The 16,182-nt window shown below is 69.4% G+C and carries 11 protein-coding genes and 2 pseudogenes; 11 read left to right on the top strand and 2 right to left on the bottom strand.

Annotation, left to right across the window (positions count from 1 at the left end; translation table 11 throughout):
• Window positions 1–2 precede the first annotated feature (2 nt).
• The 5 genes and pseudogenes from AC37TH_RS02195 to AC37TH_RS02175 all read left to right on the top strand — a co-directional run bounded on the left by AC37TH_RS02195 (window position 3) and on the right by AC37TH_RS02175 (window position 4,651).
• On the top strand, window positions 3–719 hold the full coding sequence (locus AC37TH_RS02195) for a nucleotide exchange factor GrpE (RefSeq protein ID WP_490762718.1): 717 nt from the start codon (window positions 3–5) through the stop codon (window positions 717–719).
• A 119-nt stretch (window positions 720–838) separates the two neighbouring features.
• Complete coding sequence (locus AC37TH_RS02190; RefSeq protein WP_490762717.1) at window positions 839–1,834, top strand: DnaJ C-terminal domain-containing protein; 996 nt, start codon at window positions 839–841, stop codon at window positions 1,832–1,834.
• Window positions 1,835–1,836: 2 nt separating this feature from the next.
• Window positions 1,837–2,254 (top strand): annotated as a pseudogene (locus AC37TH_RS02185) (heat shock protein transcriptional repressor HspR).
• Window positions 2,255–2,423: 169 nt separating this feature from the next.
• Window positions 2,424–3,467 (top strand): L-threonine 3-dehydrogenase, encoded by a 1,044-nt coding sequence (gene tdh, locus AC37TH_RS02180; RefSeq protein ID WP_490762716.1) that lies wholly within the window; start codon window positions 2,424–2,426, stop codon window positions 3,465–3,467.
• Entirely contained in the window at window positions 3,467–4,651 is a 1,185-nt protein-coding gene (locus AC37TH_RS02175) for a glycine C-acetyltransferase (RefSeq protein WP_490762715.1), read from the top strand. Before tdh ends, AC37TH_RS02175 begins: the two co-directional genes overlap by 1 nt.
• A gap of 11 nt (window positions 4,652–4,662) precedes the next feature.
• Here AC37TH_RS02175 and AC37TH_RS02170 read toward each other — a convergent pair whose 3' ends face one another.
• On the bottom strand, window positions 4,663–5,391 hold the full coding sequence (locus AC37TH_RS02170; protein ID WP_490762714.1) for a hypothetical protein: 729 nt from the start codon (window positions 5,389–5,391) through the stop codon (window positions 4,663–4,665).
• 124 nt (window positions 5,392–5,515) lie between these two features.
• Here AC37TH_RS02170 and AC37TH_RS02165 point away from each other — a divergent pair, with 124 nt between their 5' ends.
• On the top strand, window positions 5,516–8,938 hold the full coding sequence (locus tag AC37TH_RS02165; RefSeq protein ID WP_490762713.1) for a DUF5107 domain-containing protein: 3,423 nt from the start codon (window positions 5,516–5,518) through the stop codon (window positions 8,936–8,938).
• Between the two features lie 45 nt (window positions 8,939–8,983).
• Here AC37TH_RS02165 and AC37TH_RS02160 read toward each other — a convergent pair whose 3' ends face one another.
• The gene (locus tag AC37TH_RS02160; RefSeq protein ID WP_490762712.1) at window positions 8,984–9,850 is read right to left on the bottom strand and encodes an AraC family transcriptional regulator; all 867 of its coding nucleotides are present in this window, start codon (window positions 9,848–9,850) and stop codon (window positions 8,984–8,986) included.
• A gap of 161 nt (window positions 9,851–10,011) precedes the next feature.
• On the opposite strand from AC37TH_RS02160, the gene AC37TH_RS02155 reads away from it, so the two are divergent.
• From AC37TH_RS02155 to AC37TH_RS02135, 5 genes and pseudogenes are all read left to right on the top strand, one after another.
• Window positions 10,012–11,301: an ABC transporter substrate-binding protein gene (locus tag AC37TH_RS02155; RefSeq protein WP_490762711.1), complete on the top strand. Its 1,290-nt coding sequence runs from the start codon at window positions 10,012–10,014 to the stop codon at window positions 11,299–11,301.
• A complete protein-coding gene (locus AC37TH_RS02150; RefSeq protein ID WP_490762710.1) occupies window positions 11,298–12,203 on the top strand; it encodes a carbohydrate ABC transporter permease in 906 nt (301 codons plus the stop codon). Before AC37TH_RS02155 ends, AC37TH_RS02150 begins: the two co-directional genes overlap by 4 nt.
• Window positions 12,200–12,994: pseudogene (locus AC37TH_RS02145) on the top strand (carbohydrate ABC transporter permease); the annotation flags it as partial. The gene AC37TH_RS02150 and the pseudogene AC37TH_RS02145, both read left to right, overlap by 4 nt.
• A 101-nt stretch (window positions 12,995–13,095) precedes the next feature.
• Complete coding sequence (locus AC37TH_RS02140; protein WP_490762709.1) at window positions 13,096–15,228, top strand: alpha-galactosidase; 2,133 nt, start codon at window positions 13,096–13,098, stop codon at window positions 15,226–15,228.
• A 19-nt stretch (window positions 15,229–15,247) separates the two neighbouring features.
• Window positions 15,248–16,126: an aldose epimerase family protein gene (locus tag AC37TH_RS02135; protein ID WP_490762708.1), complete on the top strand. Its 879-nt coding sequence runs from the start codon at window positions 15,248–15,250 to the stop codon at window positions 16,124–16,126.
• The last annotated feature ends 56 nt before the right edge of the window (window positions 16,127–16,182 follow it).

Genomic DNA, 16,182 nt, shown 5'->3' with positions numbered 1-16,182 from the left:
ACATGTCCGACCAGAACCCCAACGGGCAGGGCAACGACCCTGAGCGCGAGGAGCCGATCATCCGTGACAAGCGGAGGATCGACCCCGAGACCGGCAAGGTTCGGCAGCCGGACGGCCAGAACGGCGACGACCAGGTCGGCGACGGCCAGGACGCCGGCGCCGCATCCGGAGACGGAAGCGGTGCCGGCCCCGACCTCGCCCATGAGGAGCTCGTCGACGTCGGCCCTGCCGACGGCGAGAACCTCGGGTCGTTCCTGTCCGACGAAGACCTGGACGTGCTGAGCGGGCAGTCGACGTCGGACCAGCTCGCAGCCGAACGGCTCGCCGACCTCCAGCGGGTCACCGCGGAGTACGCGAACTATCGCAAGCGCACCGAGGCGAACCGCGAGGTCGAGCGGGAGCGCGCGGTCGGCGACACGGTGAAGGGACTCCTTCCCGTGCTCGACGACCTCGATCGTGCTGAGAAGCACGGCGACCTCGAAGAGGGCGGCGCGTTCTCGACCATCGCGGCCAAGCTCCGCACCACGGTCGAACGCCTCGGCCTCACGCCGTACGGCGAGAAGGGCGAACCGTTCGATCCGCAGATCCACGAGGCGATTTTCCAGCAGCCGACCCCCGGCGTGACGGTGGACACCGTCGCCGACGTGGTCGAGACGGGCTACCGGCTCGGCTCCACCACGGTGCGGGTGGCCAAGGTCGTCGTCGCGGTCCCGGCATAAATCACCGGATGCGCGTGACGCGTGAAGCGGCGGGATCTCCATCCCGCCGCTTCCGTGCCGTGCGCCACATCAGCATGCAGAATTCATACACACGACGACAGTCTTAGGAAGGAGGCGCCATGGCAAGCCAGGACTGGTTCGACAAGGACTTCTACAAGGTTCTCGGCGTCTCCAAAGACGTCACGCCGGCGGAACTCAAGAAGGTCTACCGCAAGCTCGCGCGCAAGTATCACCCCGACTCCAACCCGGGGGACCCGGCCGCTGAGGCCAAGTTCAAGGAGATCAGCGAAGCGCACTCCGTGCTCGGCGACCCTGAGCAGCGCAAGGAGTACGACCAGATCCGCGCGATGGGCTCCGGCGCCCGCTTCACCGCGCCGGGGTCGGCCGGCCAGGGCGGCTTCGACGACGTGTTCGGCGGGATGTTCGGCGGAGGCCAGCAGGGCCGCGGCTACTCGTACCAGCAGGGCGGCAACTTCGACGACGTGTTCGGCGGGCTGTTCGGCAACGGCGGGGGCGGCGGTTTCGGCTCGTCGAGCGGCGGGTTCCGCGGCTACGGCGGACCGACGCGCGGCCGCGACGTGACGGCACACACCACCATCGACTTCGTCACGGCCACCAAGGGTGAGACCATCACGCTGCAGGCTGCGGACGGCAAGCCGATCAAGGTCAAGATCCCGGCCGGCGTCGCCGACGGGCAGAAGATCAAGCTGCGCGGCAAAGGCCAGCCGAGCCCGGACGGCGGAGAGGCCGGAGACATCGTCCTCACCGTCACCGTGCGCAAGCACCCGGTGTTCGAGCGCGACGGCCTCAACCTGCGCGTGACCGTCCCCGTGACGTTCGCGGAGGCGGCCCTCGGTGCCACCATCGAGGTGCCGACGCTCGGCGGAGACCCCGTCAAGCTGCGCGTCGCCCCTGGCACACCGAGCGGCCGCGTGCTGCGGGTCAAGGGCCGCGGCGTGCAGACGGCCAAGGGCACCGGCGACCTCCTCGCCGTCGTGCAAGTGGCCGTCCCGTCGCACCTGACCGCCGAGGCACAGGAGGCGCTGAAAGAGTTCGCGGAGAAGCTCCCGGACGAGAACCCGCGCGAGGATCTGCTCGCGAAGGCGCGCAACTGACCATGGATGAGAACAGCCAGGTCTTCGTGATCTCGATCGCGGCCGAACTGGCGGGGATGCATCCCCAGACCCTCCGCCAGTACGACAGGCTCGGACTGGTGAGCCCGAGCAGGACGGCGGGCAAATCCCGCCGGTACTCGATGCGCGACGTGGCGAAGCTGCAGGAGATCTCGCGGCTGGGCGCCGAGGGCGTCAGCCTGGAGGGGATCCGGCGCATCCTGAGCCTGGAAGATCAGGTGGGGGCGCTGACCACGCGCGTGCGCGAGCTGGAAGACGGCGCTCGCCGACGAACTCCTCAACCGGCCGGGCCACCGCGTGTTCGCGGCGGGTTCGGCCGGCGAGGTGATCTCGCTGCGCGCAGGCACGCGCGTTCGCCGCAGCAACCAGGTGGTCGTCTGGCGTCCGCTCGACCGGGACTGATCAGGTGCTTCCACTGAGCGAGGAGCGCCGACGTGGCGATGTCACGGGCCGCCGGGCGGCGGGCCGGAGCGTCTAGGCTGTCAGCGGTGACGCCGCAGTCTCACGAGGGCCGCGCATCCCGAACTGCTTCACGAACCCCCACGAGGGGCCGTCCACAAGGAAGGTGGCGATGAAGGCTCTCTTCAAGAGCGAGGCCGGACCGGGTCTCGAACTGGTCGACGTACCGGAACCCGAGATCGGGCCGGAGGATGTCAAGATCCGCGTGCTGCGGACGGGCATCTGCGGAACCGACCTGCACATCCAGCGCTGGGACGACTGGGCGGCGTCGGCTGTCATCGCCCCGCTCATCCCCGGCCACGAGTTCTTCGGCGAGGTGGTCGAGGTCGGGCCGCTGGTGCACGACGTGTCGGTCGGCGACCAGGTGTCCGGCGAGGGGCACATCGTCTGCGGCACCTGCCGCAACTGCCGTGCCGGCCGCCGCCAGATGTGCATCCGCACCAAGGGCCTCGGGGTGCAGCGCGACGGAGCGTTCGCCGAGTTCCTGACCCTGCCGGCCACGAACGTCTGGGTGCACCACAGCACCATCGAGCCGGAGGTCGGCGCCCTGTTCGACCCGCTCGGCAACGCCGTGCACACGGCACTGGCGTTCCCCGTGGTCGGCGAGGACGTGCTGGTCGCCGGGTGCGGTCCGATCGGCCTGATGGCCATCGCCGTCGCCCGGCATGTGGGAGCTCGCTTCATCGTCGGGACGGACATCAGCGCCTCCCGGCTCGCCCTCGCAATGGGCATGGGTGCCGACTACACGGTCGACGTCTCGCAGGCGTCCATCCGGTCTGCCCAGGAGGCGCTCGGGATGCGCGAAGGCTTCGACGTCGGCTTCGAGATGAGCGGAGCGCCCGCCGCCCTGCCGCAGATGATCGAGAATATGAACCACGGCGGCCGCATCGCGATGCTCGGCCTGCCGTCCGCTCCGATCGCGATCGACTGGGGCAACGTGGTCACCCACATGCTAACCCTCAAAGGCATCTACGGCCGCGAGATGTTCGAGACCTGGAACGCGATGGGTGCGATGCTGCAGACTTCTGCGACGCTGCGCGACGCCATCGCCTCCATCGTCTCCGACCGGTTCCCCGCTCGGGACTGGGAGAAGGGGTTCGCCGCCGCCGCGTCGGCCGGCGGAGGCAAGGTCATCCTGGACTGGACGGAGGTCTGATGTACGGAACGTTCCGCGACACCGTCGCGACGCAGCTCATTGAGATCGAGGAGGCCGGGCTCACCAAACGCGAGCGCAGCATCCACGGTCCGCAGTCGGCGCAGATCGTCGCCGACGGGGCAGAGGTGCTCAACTTCTGCGCCAACAACTACCTCGGCCTCGCCGACCATCCTGCGCTTCGGGATGCGGCCAAGCAGGCTCTCGACGACTGGGGTTACGGCCTCGCCAGCGTGCGCTTCATCTGCGGAACGCAGGAGCAGCACCTGGAGCTGGAGCGGCGGGTGTCGCAGTTCCTCGGCACGGAGGCGAGCATCCTGTTCTCGTCGTGCTTCGACGCGAACGGCGGCGTCTTCGAGACGCTGTTCACCGCGGAGGACGCGATCGTCTCCGACGAGCTGAACCACGCCTCCATCATCGACGGCATCCGGCTCTCCAAGGCGCAGCGCTTCCGGTACAAGAACCGCGACCTGACCGACCTGCGCGCCCAGCTGTCCGCAGCACGGGATGCGGGTGCCCGCCACTCCGTGATCGTCACCGACGGCGTGTTCTCGATGGACGGCTACATCGCGCCGCTCCGCGAGATCTGCGACCTGGCGGACGAGTTCGGCGCCCTGGTGTTCGTGGACGACTCCCATGCCGTCGGCTTCGTCGGCGAGCACGGACGGGGTACGCCCGAGCTCTGCGGGGTCGCCGACCGGGTGGACATCTACACCGGCACGTTCGGCAAGGCGCTGGGGGGCGCATCCGGTGGCTATGTGGCGTCGCACCGCGAGGTCGTCGACCTGCTGCGTCAGCGGGCCCGGCCGTACCTGTTCTCGAACACGCTCGCGCCGTCGATCGTCGCGGGCACGATCGCCGCGCTCGACCTGCTGGAGCAGTCCGACCACCTGCGGGCGCAACTCGTCGCCAACGCGGCGCTGTTCCGCTCGCTGATGACCGAGGCCGGATTCGACCTGCTGCCGGGCGAGCACCCGATCGTGCCCGTCATGTTCGGGGACGCGGCTCTCACCGCGCGCATCGCCGACGAGATGCAGAAGCACGGCGTCTACGTGACGGCGTTCTCGTTCCCCGTGGTGCCGCGCGGCAAGGCGCGCATCCGGGTGCAGCTCTCGGCCGCGCACACCGAGGACGAGATCCGGCGCTGCGTCGCCGCGTTCACCGCCGCACGCGACGCGGTCGGCTGAACGCCCGCCGGTCAGTAGCCCGCCGGCCAGGTGAACGCGGCGGGGGCGGTGGGCTGCTCGCCGGACTTGGTCACGACGATGTCGATGTCCTCGTGGTCGGCGAGGGTGATCGCGGCGGGGTCGCCGGTGACGGGCTTGCCGCCCACGAACGTGGTGACCGTGTCGCCGGACGCCGCCGAGTACGAGCCGATCCGGCCGGAGGCGAGCGCCACATTCCACTCGGTGAAGACCTGGCCGAGTGTGAAGGAGGCCTTCACCGGCGACTCCACGTGGACGATCCCGGACTGGTCGTGCGTGTGCAGCGGCGAGATGGACGCGGCCTGCTCGTCGATCCCGAGCAGTGCGGGAACCTCGACCTTCGCGCCGTCAACGGTGACGCTCAGGTGCGAGTGGATGTGCTCGACCGTCCCCTCGCTGCTCAGCATCGTGAGGCCGGCGGCCTTCGCGCGGGCGGAGGGATCGGACGGCGCGTTCCACGGCGGTGCGGACTCCGCGCCGGAGGCGACCGTCGGTGCGACGGAGGGCACGGCGGCGGCGGCGGTCGGCTTGGCGCCGGCGTTCGCGACGATCACTGAGGTCACGACGCCCCCGACGAGGATCACGGCCAGCGCGCCGCCGCCCCAGACGAGCATCCGGCGCCTGCGGTCGCGCAGGCGCTGCTGCCGGAGCAGCTCGGCGGATTTCGCGCGAGCGGCCGCCTTGGATTCGCGGCTGCGCTCGTTCTTGGAGTTCGTCGACATACGCCCATCGTCGCCAGCGCACCCGTGAAACGCCTGGACCCCGTCCCCCGGCAATCGAATCGTCCAGGGGATGCGTTGGAATGTGGCTTTCGGAGGGGATTGGTCCAATTCTAGAATCCTCGATATGTCCGTCTCTGGTGCCCAGTTCCCCCTTCCCCCGATCCCGCTCGAACAGCGGGATCTTCCCGTCGCGGCGTGGAGCGAACCGGTCGAACTGCGGACGTACGAACCGGGGACGCCGGAACGGATGCCCGCCTTCCTGGAGACGCGCGTCTACCAGGGATCGTCCGGGCGGGTCTACCCGCTCCCGTTCATCGAATCGGTCAGCCACGAGCCGCACGACCGGCTCTGGCAGGCCATCCACCTCGAGAACGAGTTCCTCCGGCTGGCGATCCTGCCGGAGATCGGCGGGCGGTTGCACATCGCCGTCGACAAGGTCACCGGGCTCGACGTCTTCTACCGCAACAACACCATCAAGCCGGCCCTCGTCGGGCTGGCGGGTCCGTGGATCTCGGGCGGCATCGAGTTCAACTGGCCGCAGCATCACCGGCCGGGCACCTTCCTGCCGATGGACTGGACGATCGAGCGGGAGGACGACGGGTCCGTCACCGTGTGGTGTTCCGACCACGACCCGTTCGCCAGGATGAAGGGGATGCACGGCATCCGGCTGCGACCGGGGAGCGCGGTGATCGAAGCACGGGTGCGCCTGTTCAATCGCACCCCTGTGACCCAGACGTTCCTCTGGTGGGCCAACGTCGCCGTGCGGGTGCACGACGAGTATCAGTCGTTCTTCCCCTCCGACGTGCACATGGTCGCCGATCACGCCAAGCGCGCGATCAGCGCCTTCCCCAACGCCGACCGCCCGTATTACGGCATCGACTACCCGGCGCGCGCCGATGCGAACAGCCCGGAATACGCCGGTCCGGACGCCGACCGGCTCGACTGGTACCGCAACATCCCGGTCCCCACCTCGTACATGTGCGTCGCCAGCGACGACGACTTCTTCGGCGGGTACGACTTCGACTCCGAGCTCGGCTTCGCCCATGTCGCCGACCACCACATCGCGCCGGGCAAGAAGCAGTGGACGTGGGGCAACTCCCCGTTCGGCTGGGCCTGGGATGCGAACCTCAGCGACGGCGACGGGGCGTACGTCGAGCTGATGGCCGGCGTCTACACCGACAACCAGCCGGACTTCTCCTACCTCGTGCCTGGCGAGACGAAGACGTTCAGCCAGTTCTGGTTCCCGTACCACGGCATCGGACCGCTCAGTGAGGCGACGACCGAGGTGGCATTGAGCCTGCGCGTGCACGAGGGAAGCAACGGCGAGGGAAGCGACGGCGGCCAGGGCGGCCGCTCCGCGTCGATCGGCATCGCGGCGACGTCGCGCCGAAGGTCAGTGCACGTCCGGGTCGAGGATGCGTCGTCCACCGTTCTCTGGCAGACGGTCGCACCCATCGAGCCAGGCTCGCCGCTCATCGAGCGCATCCCGATCCCGGTGGACGGCGATCTCGACCTGATCGCGTGCGACGGAGACGGCGGGAGCGAACTGGCCCGCGCATCCACCAGGTACCGGGATGCGGCTCCGGAGGGGATCGAGCCCGCCACCGAGCCGCCGGCGCCGTCCGAGATCACCTCGATCGACGAGCTGTACCTGACCGGCGTTCATCTCGCGCAGTACCGGCACGCCACCCGCCTGCCGGAGCCGTACTGGCGCGAGGCGCTGCGGCGCGACCCCGGCGATGTGCGGTCGAACGTCGCGCTCGCGTCCAGGGCGCTCGCCGCCGGGTTGCTCGATGAGGCCGAGGTGCGTCTCCGCACCGCCATCGCGCGACAGACCGCCCGCAACCCCAACCCGGCCGACGGCGAGCCCGCCTACCTGCTGGGCGTGGTGCTCACCGCGCTCGGCCGGGACGCCGAGGCCGTCGACGCGTTCTCGAAGGCCGCGTGGAACGCCGCCTGGCGTGCGCCTGCTCGTCTCATGCTGGCCAGGCAGGCAGCCCGTTCCGGCCGCTGGGCGGAAGCGCTCGGCTTCGCGGAGCAGGTGACGCGCATCGACGCGGATCAGCTCCAGGCCCTGGCGATCCGGGTCTGTGCGCTGCGGCAGCTCGGGCGCGATGGCGAGGCCACCGAGCTGCTCGCCGACGCGCGCCGGCTCGACGCCCTCGACGCGTGGCTGGCCGACCTCGACGGTGCCGCCGCCCGCATGGATGCACGAACGATGCGCGACGTCGCGGGCGAATATCGTTCGCTCGGTCTTCTTGCCGACGCGCTCCGCACCCTCGACGCGGCTGCCGCATCGGAGCGCGCTGCCCCGGTCGCCGGTGCTGGCAACCCGCTCCCGCTGATCCACTTCGAGCGCGCAGAGCTGCTGGAGCGACTCGGCGATCCGTCCGGCGCCGCCGAAGCGCTGAGCGCCGCCCGCACGGTCGATGCCGAACGTTGTTTCGCCTCCGGCGTCTCCGACGCCCTGCTGCTGCAGCGCCGGATCGAGAGCACCGGCGACGCCAGGGCCCACGCCTTGCTCGGTCACTGGCTCTACTTCCACCGCCGCTACGACGACGCGATCGCGCAGCTGGAGCTGGCCGAGACCATCGCGCCTGGCGATCCCGTGGTGCTCCGCGGCCTCGGACTCGCCGCGCACAACGTCCAGCACGACCAGCAGCGCGCCATCCGGCACTATCGGGATGCGCTGCTCGCGGCCCCAGGGGACGCCAAGCTCCTCTTCGAGGCCGACCAGCTGGCCCGGCGAGCGGGGGTGAGCCCGGAAGAGCGGATCGCCGCCCTGGAGCCGCACCGCGATTCGATGGCCGAGCGCGACGACCTCGCGCTCGCCTACGCGGAGCTGCTGGTGCTCGTCGACCGAGAGGCCGACGCCATCCGGTTCATGAGCGCACGCAGGTTCAGCCCCTGGGAGGGCGGGGAGGGCGAGACCATCCGGGTCTGGTCGATGGCCCAGCGTGCCTCGGCGGCGCGCGCGCTCGCCGCCGGCCTGCCCGACGAGGCGCTCGCCGCTCTGCGTTCGACGATCGAGCTCCCCGCGTTCCTCGGCGAGGCCAGGCATCCGCTCGCCAACTGCTCCGACATCCTGCTCGCCATCGGCGACGCGGCATCGGCGGCGGGCAGGGACGATGAGGCCGCGGAGGCGTGGGGCGCCGCAGCGAACAGCGCAGGCGACTTCACCACGATGCTCACCGTGCCGCACTCGCCGATGACCTACTACTCGATCATCGCGGCCCAGCGCTTAGGCGATAGTGCTCTGGCGCAGCGCCTCACCGACGAGCTGAGCGAATACGTCGAGGTGAAGCGACGCGAGCGCCCGACGATCGACTACTTCGCCACGTCGCTGCCCACGATGCTGATCTTCTGGGACGACCTGGAGGCCATCCAGCGCGACCTCGTCGCCACGATGGATGCGCAACTCGCCCTCCTCGCGGACGAACCGGGGCGGGCTCGTGCGCACCTCCAACCGATCGCGCAGCACGACCCGGCGAACATGCTCGTGCGCCTGCTGCTGGCCGATGCGGAGCTCGCCGCCGTCGGCGGCTGACCGGTTTGCGGCCGACGGCGGCCCGCCCGCGCGCGGATGCCGCGATCAGCCCTTGTGCTGGTCGCGGTATTCGCGCGGCGTCACGCCGTGCATCTTCTTGAACTGCCTGGCGAAGTAGAACGAGTCCGGGTAGCCGACCTCCCCCGCGATGGCGGCGATCGTCGCGGACGTGATGTCCAGCAGTTCGCGGGCCCGCGCCATCCGGAGCATGGTCTGGTACTGCAGCACGGGATAGCCGACCTCGCGTTTGAAGAGGGCGGAGAAGTGCGACGGGCTCAGCGACGCCATCGCCGCGAGCTGGGGCACGCCGATGTGGTCGGCGATGTGGGTTCTGATGTATTCGACGGCGTGCTCGATCACGTCGCCGGAATCGTCGGATCGTGCTCGTTCGGAGGCGAGCTGGGTCAGCACGTGCCAGGCGGCTCCGGAGGCGGCCATCAGACTCGTCGTGGTCGAGTCTCGCTCCATCCACTGCAGCACCTCCGACATCAGAGAGACGATCGGGTAGAGGTCGCGCGGGCGGCGCACGGGATTCTCGGCGGTCATCCCCGCGACCCGCAGGAACGCGTCGAGGTCCGGTCCTGCTGCATGGAACCACCAGAGCGTCCACGGATCGTCCGCGTCTGCGCCGTAGGCGTGCGGCCGGCCGGGCGGGAGGACGACCACTTGGCCCTGCTGGACAGGGAACCGGCTCGCCTCCGTCTCGCACCAGCCTGCGCCGTCGACGCACGCGATGACGACCGCCTGCGGGATGGGCGTCACGCGTCTGCGGCCGTGCGAATCGGCCCGGGGGAAGTAGCCGCAGTCGGTCACGACGAGGCGCGTCGTTCCCTCCTGCTGCAGGAACTCGCGCACGCGTGGGCGGGGGAGCACCAGCATGCGCTGACCGGGGAATCCGTCGGGGATGAGCATCGCACGATTCTGGCTCAGCGTCGTCGGATTGTCCAGATACACCGACGATTTCTTCTACTTCGCGCCGAGCTGGCGACATATCGTAGAGGTCGTTCAGCCGTAGGATCATCCTTCGGCGCACCTCACAGCCCGTGCGATCACCTCACGAAATGGAGTCGAAGATGACCCGGAAACCCACTCGATGGCTTGCTGCACTCGGCAGCACCATCGCGGCGACGGCCCTGCTCGCAGGGTGCGTCTCCACCTCGGGGAGCGCGCAGTCGACAACGAGCGGCCCTGACGCCTCTGGACCGCTCGTCCTGCAGTCCCGCTTCACCGACGCGGAGAAGGGCGGCATCGAGGAGCTCGTCAAGAACTTCAACGCAAAGGGCGAGGGTACGGTCAAGCTCAACAGCATCCCGACCTCGACGTTCAACACGCAGCTGCCCTCGTACCTCACCGCCAAGAACCCGCCGGATGTCTACACCTGGTACGCGGGTCAGGCCACGCGCGACTTCGCCGATCAGAACCTGCTGCTCGACCTGTCGAGCGTCTGGAAGAAACACAAGGGCGACTTCCCGGATGCGCTGCAGAAGCTCAGCAAGGACTCCAACGGCAAGGAGGTCTTCGTCCCGACCGGCTACTACTGGTGGGGCGTCTACTACTTCAAGAGCGACTTCCAGAAGCTCGGCATCACGCCGCCGACCACGTGGGACGAGTTCCTCGCCGACAGCGCGAAAATCAAGTCGCAGGGCGTCAACCCGTTCACGGCGGGGCTGAGCGACAACGCCTGGCTCGCGTCCGCCTGGTTCGACTACCTCGACCTGCGCATCAACGGGGGCGACTTCCATCTGAAGCTGCTCTCCGGCAAGGCGTCGTACGACAGCCCGGAGGTGCGCAAGGTCTTCGCCGCGTTCAAGCAGGTGCTGCCGTACTTCGACCCGTCGGTGCTCGGCCTCACCCAGAACCAGGCGATGAGCGACTTCACCCAGGGTAAGTCCGCGATGTACCTGCTGGGCGCGTGGGCGCAGCCGTCGGTCCCCGCCGACAAGCTGAGCGACCTCGGCTTCTTCCAGTTCCCGATGATCGACCCGTCCGTCCCCGTGGCGGAGGAGGCTCCGACCGACGGCTTCATCGCCAGCGCGAAGACGACCAAGCCGAACCTGACCAAGAAGTTCCTCGACTACGTGGCCAGCGCTGATGCGCAGACCCAGCTCGCCAAGGGTCAGCAGGGCAGTGCGCTCCCCGCCAACGTGAACGCCACGCTCAACCTCGACGCGCTGTCCACGCAGGGCAAGAAGATGCTCGAGTCCGCCAAGCAGATCACCCAGTTCTACAACCGGGATGCGGGTGACGCCCAGCAGACGCCGGCCGACACCGCGCTGACCAGCTTCATCGCCCACCCGGAGAACCTGGACCAGATCCTCAAGGACTGGGATGCGGCCGCCAAGAAGGTCCGGGCGACTTCGTGACCACTGCTCCACTCAGACGCGTTCGGCGGCGGATCACCATTCCGCCGCCGCTCGTGTTCGCCCTCGTGCTCATCCCGTTCCTCATCGAAGCGGTCGGTGTGTTCTGGCCGGCCTTCCAGGGCATCGGACTGTCGTTCCTGCACTGGAACGGCATCGGTCCGGCCACCTCGGTCGGCGGCCAGAACTACGTCGACCTGCTCAGCGACCCGATCTTCCTGACCGCGCTCAAGAACACGGCGATCTGGATCGTCCTGTTCGGCGGCATCTCGTTCCTGGCCGGTCTCGGCGTGGCGCTCCTGTTCCAGTCGGAGCGCAAGGGCGTCGGCATCTACCGCACGGCCCTGTTCCTGCCGATCGTGTTCTCGCTGGTGGTCACCGCCCTGATCTGGGGCGCGTTCTTCCAGCCGAACGGCGTGCTCAACAACGTGCTCGACGCGGTCGGACTGCACAGCTGGACCAGGGTCTGGCTGGGCGATTCGAACACGGCGCTGTACGCGGTGATCGTGGCGGCCCTCTGGCGGGAGATCGGCTACGTCATGGTGCTGTTCATTGCCGGGCTGAAGGCGATCGACCCCTCGGTGCAGGAGGCGGCGCGCGTCGACGGCGCGACCCGCTGGCAGCGGTTCCGGCACGTCACCCTTCCTCAGCTGCGCAGTGTGAACCTCGTGGTGCTGTCGGTGCTCATCATCGACTCCCTCCGGTCGTTCGACATCGTCTGGGCCATGACGAAGGGCGGTCCGTATCACTCGACGGAGTTGCTCAGCACCTACATGTTCTCCACGGCGTTCGAGGGCCACGCGCTCGGCTATGCGTCGGCCATCGCCGTCGTGATCTTTGTGCTGGCGATCGCCGTGATCGTCTCCTATCTCGTCCGCGCGCTCTCCGAGGAGAAGGAATCATGACGACAGCCACCGCGAGCAGGACGGCCACGGCCACAGCACAGCCGACCGTTCGGCGCCGCAGCAGACGCAAGGCCGCCGCCACCTTCGGCTTCCACACCACGGGCATCCTGATCTCGCTGGCCTGGTTCGCGCCGATCCTCGTGGTGCTGGTGACCTCGTTCCGCACCTTCGACGATGTCTCGGCCAACGGGATCGCGAGTCTGCCGCACTCGTTCACCCTGCAGACCTATGTGCAGGCGTGGAACCAGGGCGGCCTGTTCCAGGCGCTCGTCAACAGCATGGTGGTGACGATCCCGACGGTGATCCTGTCCTTGCTGCTCTCTGCCGCCGCCGCGTTCGGTCTCAGCCGGTTCCGTATCCCGTTGCGGAGGACGATCCTCATCCTGATGCTCGCCGGCAACCTGCTGCCGGTGCAGATGCTGCTCATCCCGATCACCCGCATCACGCAGCAGATCGACATCTACGACACGCTCGGCGCGCTCGTCGCCGTGCAGGTCGCGTTCGGGATCGGCTTCTACACCTTCGTGCTCTACGGCTTCATGCGGACGATCCCGCACGAACTGCAGGAGGCGGCCACGCTGGACGGTGCGGGCACCCTCCGCATCTTCGTCCAGCTCATCCTCCCGCTGACCAGGCCGGCGCTCGCCGCACTCGGCGCCCTCTCGTTCACCTGGATCTTCAACGACCTGCTCTGGTCGATCACGCTGCTCCAGACCTCGGAGAAGCTGCCGATCACCGCAGCCGTCCTGTCCTTGCAAGGACAGTACGTGTCGAGCTGGTCTGTCATCGCGGCGGCCACCGTGGTCGCGGCGATCCCGTCCACGATCGTCTTCCTCGTCTTCCAGCGCAGTTTCATCGGGGGCCTCGCCCTCGGATCGGTTAAATCGTCGACATGCCCTCTTCTTCTCCCGTCAGCCACCTCCGCGCCGGAGGGACGAGCGTCGTCGTCTCCGTCGGCGACCGACTTCCGCGCATCCTGCACTGGGGCGAGGACCTCGGCGATCTCGGTCAGGCGGAACTCGACGCGATCGCGGCCACGGCGCTTCCCGCCGTCGGCGACAGCGCCGTGACGTATCCACAGCCGGTCCCCGTGCTCGCGCAGGTCGCCGAGGGCTGGCTCGGCCGACCGGGACTGACGGGCGACAGCGACGGGCGCCGCTGGGCGGCCCGATTCGTGACCGAAGCGTCCGACTCGCGGGAGACCGCTGACGGTGCGCTTCTCGTCGTGGACGCGGTCGATGCCGAGTACCGGCTCTCGCTCAGGATCGAACTCGAGGTGCTCGCCGCGAGCGGGCTGGTGCGGCAGCGCGCGACGCTCCGCAACGACGGAGCCGACCGGTTCAGGGTCGGCGGCATCGAACTCGCGCTCCCCGTCCCTGCGGAGGCGGACGAGATCCTCGACCTCACCGGGCGCTGGTCGCTCGAACGCGTTCCGCAGCGGCAGCCGTTCAACGTGGGCGAGTGGGCGAGAACCTCCCGCGGAGGGAAGCCAGGGCTGGAACACACACTGCTGCTCGCCGCCGGACGGCGCGGCTTCGGGTTCCGGTCAGGATTGGTCTGGGCGACGCACCTGGCGTGGAGCGGCAACCAGTCGCTCGTCGCCGAGCGCACCCCCGCGGACACGCGCCGGCTCGCCGTGCGCGAGGAACTCGTCGCAGGCGAGGTCGAGCTCGCGACCGGCGAGGAGTACGCGACGCCCTGGCAGTACGGCTCCTGGGGCGACGGGCTGGATGCGCTCGCTTCCCGGTTCCATCGTCACCTGCGCGCCTCGCCCGCGCATCCATCGTCCCCACGCCCCGTGCTGCTCAACACCTGGGAGGCCGTCTACTTCGACCAGGATCTGGACACGCTGATCGCCCTCGCCGAGCAGGGTGCGGCCATCGGCGTCGAGCGGTTCGTGGTCGACGACGGCTGGTTCCTCGGTCGGCGCGACGACACCACGTCGCTCGGCGACTGGGAGGTCGACCCGACCATCTGGCCGGACGGCCTGGAACCGCTCGCCACACGGGTGCGCGAACTCGGCATGGACTTCGGTCTCTGGTTCGAGCCCGAAATGGTGAACCTCGACTCGGAGGTGGCCCGCGCGCATCCCGAGTGGGTGTTCGACGCCGGGCACGGCGCGGGGCTGCCGTCGCGGCATCAGCATGTGCTCGACCTCGGGCATCCGGAGGCGTACGCGTTCGTGCTCGAACGCATGTCGTCGCTGATCGTCGAACTCGGCATCGCCTACGTGAAGTGGGACCACAACCGCTACCTGCTGGATGCGGGCCACACGCCGACCGGACGACCGGGTCTCCGTGAGCAGACCCTCGCCACGTACCGGCTCATGGCCGAGCTCGCCCAGCGGCACCCCGGACTCGAGATCGAATCGTGCGCGAGCGGAGGCGGCCGGATCGACCTGGGCGTGCTCGAGCACACCCAGCGGGTCTGGCCGAGCGACTGCAACGACCCGCACGAGCGGCTGGAGATCCAGCGCTGGACCGGGCTGCTGGTTCCGCCGGAGTTGCAGGGCACCCACATCGGGGCGGAGGAGTCGCACACCACGCACCGAGTGCATCCACTGGACTACAGGGCGGAGAAGGCGATCTGGGGGCACCTCGGCGTCGAGGTCAACCTGCTCGACGCGAGCGAGGAGACCGTCGCCCACGTCGCCGGCTGGATCGCGTTCCACACCGAGCACCGCGACCTGCTGCACACCGGAACGGTCGTGCACGCCGACGTGACCGACGAGGCTGTGCGGCTGGAGGGCGTCGTCTCCGAGGACGTGCGCGACGCCCTCTTTGCGTTCTCGCTCACGGAACGCCCGCGCACCTCGCCGGTCGGGCGCATCGGGCTCCCCGGCCTCGACGACACCCTCACCTACCGGGTGGATGCGGTGTTCCCCGGCAGCCCACTGCACGGCGCCCAGCCGCCGTGGCTCGCAGACGGGGTCGTGCTGAGCGGCAGGACGCTGCGGGCGGTCGGGGTGGAACTGCCGAGCCTCGACCCGGACCGGTCGGTGCTGCTGCGCGTCCATGCTGTCTGAGCTCCTTCGGCTTGACGCAGTGATCGACGGCCGCCCGATCCGGGCGGCCGTCTCGCCGCGCGGGGCGAGCATCCAGCGTCTCGTCGTCGATGGGACGCCCATCGTGCGCGGGAGCACGACCGCCGAGCCGGCGCTGGCGTCCGGCGTCGTGCTCGCGCCGTGGCCCAACAGGGTGCGTGGTGCGCGGTGGCCGCTCGGCGGGGAGGAGCAGCAGCTCGTCGCGACGGAGCAGCCGGCTGGCAACGCGATCCACGGCTTGCTCGCCGACGCAGACTATGCCGTCGTGCGCGCGGAGTCGGACCTGGTCGACCTGGCCGCCGCCATCCGCCGACCGCCCGGCTACCCGTTCGACCTCGAAATAGAGGTGTCGTACCGGCTCACCGCCGACGGCATCCACTCCACGATCGGGATGCGGAACACGGGAGAGGGGACGGCCCCGGTCGCCCTCGGCGTGCATCCGTACCTGCGGGTCGGCGACGCGTCCGCCGACGAGCTGAGCGTCGCCATCGACGCCACCGCGACGCTGCTCCTCGGACCCGACGACCTCCCAGTCTCGACGCTCGACGTGGCCGGCACCCGGTACGACCTCCGCCGCCCGGTCGGCGTGCGGCACGCGCCGGGGCACGCGAGCTTCACCGGGCTGGCCGTGACGGACGGCCGGATCCGGTTGCAGCTCCTCGCGGGCGCTTCGCGCGTGGAGGTGTGGGCGGACGAGCGGTTCCGCTGGGCGCAGCTGTATCTGACGGAGGACTTCCCCGGACTCGCGCCGGGCGAGCTGGCGGTCGCCCTCGAACCGATGACGGCCCCACCGGATGCGCTCAACAGCGGCACCGACCTGCGTTGGCTGGCGCCGGGGCGCCAGTGGTCGCGGGAGTGGGGCATTTCGCTCGTGTGCTGAGCGGCCGCCGTGACGCGGGGCGCACGGAAAGGAGGGGCGCGCGATCCGATCGCGCG

Source organism: Leifsonia sp. McL0627 (assembly GCF_058244615.1).
This window is presented reverse-complemented; position numbering and strand designations above follow the sequence as displayed.